At 41.9% G+C, this 258-nt stretch carries 1 pseudogene; it reads left to right on the top strand.

Going from position 1 to position 258, the window contains the following annotated elements:
- A pseudogene (locus tag AB4585_RS26300) lies at positions 1 to 145 on the top strand (tRNA dihydrouridine(20/20a) synthase DusA); the annotation flags it as partial.
- Positions 146 to 258: the final 113 nt, after the last annotated feature.

Below are 258 nucleotides of genomic sequence, written 5' to 3'. Positions count from 1 at the left end.
TCGTCACATGCTAGGCCTGTTCCAAAGCATGCCAGGTGCACGCCAATGGCGACGTTATATTAGTGAAAATGCACACAAACCGGGTTCGGGTATTGAAGTGGTTGAGGCTGCATTAGCTAAAATCCCTAAAGAGCTAGGTGTGTAAAACTCACCATTAACTGGTTATTTTTACTAAGTTCAATTATTAAAAGGGCCCTCACTTTTGGTGTGGGCCTTTTTTATTGTATTTAATCAATGGTTTAATGCGCCGTGCATGAT

Source organism: Vibrio sp. 10N.222.49.C9, assembly GCF_041474985.1.
Classification (GTDB): domain Bacteria; phylum Pseudomonadota; class Gammaproteobacteria; order Enterobacterales; family Vibrionaceae; genus Vibrio; species Vibrio crassostreae_C.
The sequence above is the reverse complement of the archived record's forward strand: the minus strand, read 5'-3'. Positions and strand labels throughout refer to the sequence as shown.